The sequence below is a fragment of the Pseudomonas sp. Marseille-P9899 genome (assembly GCF_903166565.1).
Classification (GTDB): domain Bacteria; phylum Pseudomonadota; class Gammaproteobacteria; order Pseudomonadales; family Pseudomonadaceae; genus Aquipseudomonas; species Aquipseudomonas huaxiensis.
Window position 1 is genome coordinate 1 of record NZ_CAESCG010000018.1, and the last position, 1,327, is coordinate 1,327.

The following is a 1,327-nucleotide window of genomic DNA, read 5'->3' on the forward strand; positions in this document are numbered from 1 at the left end:
TGATGCCGCCGTCGGCGGTCAGCAAGGTGTAGGTGGTGTCGCCGGCGTACGGTGCTACTGCGAACACGTTCAGCTCACCGGCCAGGTTGGCGGTGCCGCCCACGGCCAGGTAGCTGGTCGGCAGCGGAGTCAGGTTGATGTTCAGGGTGCCGTTGCTGGTGTTGGTGAAGTCACCCGTGACGGTCAGGTTGCCATTGGCACCCGGCTGGACGGTGCCGTTGTTGACCACGCTGTTGACGGTACCAGTACCGGTCAGCGCGGCGCCGCTGTTGACGGTGATATCGGCCGCCAGGGTGTCGCCGACCGGTGCCGCGAACAGCGCCATGCGGGCGAACGACGCGACCACTGGAGCCGGTTCTTCCTCGACGGTCTCGCCGACCTGCAACACGCCCTCTTCGACCGTGAAGGTACCGCTGAAATCGTTGTAGCCCGTGAACAGCAGATTGCCGAGACCGCGCTTGATCGCGTTGCCCGTGCCGCCGAGGGTGCCGCCGAAACGACCGTCGACATTCTGCTGGAAGATCAGGCTGGCGTCGTTGACGATCGAGCCTTGCAGGCTGGTGGTGTTGCCTTGAAGGGTACCGGCGCTGATCTGGGTGCCGCCGCTGTAGGTGTTGGCGCCGTTCAGCACCACGGTGCCGCCGTCGAGCTTCTGGATACCGCCCTCGCCCACGATGGCCGCGTCGATCACTGCCGTTGCGCTATTGGCTACGCGCAATGCTGCGAGGGTACCGTCCGCGGCGTTGACCGCTTCGAGGGAGTCGCCGGTGCCACCGACCAGGTTGTAGCCGTCGGCGAGGAACTGGATGCCCGAGAACACCCGTTGCCCGGAGACCGTGACCGTACCCTTCTGCCCACCGAAGACCGCGAACTGACCACCGCTCCAGCCGTTGGCGTTGCTGCCGCTGGAGTTGGTCCAGTTGGTGTCCGCGCCCCAGGTGCCGCTGCCGCCGCTGATGGTGCCGTCGGCACTGGTCTTGGAGCCGTTCCAGAACACCAGGTTGCCATCGGCTTCACCGACCACCAGGTTGATCTGGTTGGCAATGCTGGTCTGCAACTCAAGTTGCGCAGCAAGGATGCCACTCGGCAGGCTGCCGAAGTCCAGCCCGTTGTTGGTCAGGCTGCCGCCGTAACTGAACAACTGGTACACACCCGGGCCGAAGCCGCCGCCGTTGCTGATATTGAGCAGGCCATCAAGGGTCAGGTTGCCGTTGACCTTCACCATCGATGTCGCACTGTTCGGCGCACCGAGGGTGAAGTTCAGGTTGCTGGTCGAAGCCAACGACAGGCCGCCCACGGTCAGCGGCGCGGTAGCGCTGGCGACATT

General features: G+C 64.9%; 1 protein-coding gene. It reads right to left on the bottom strand.

Features of this window, described 5'->3' with window-relative positions:
• Nucleotides 1–1,327: autotransporter-associated beta strand repeat-containing protein (locus tag HWV67_RS31515; protein ID WP_175654065.1), on the bottom strand; the 1,327-nt coding region annotated here is incomplete at both ends.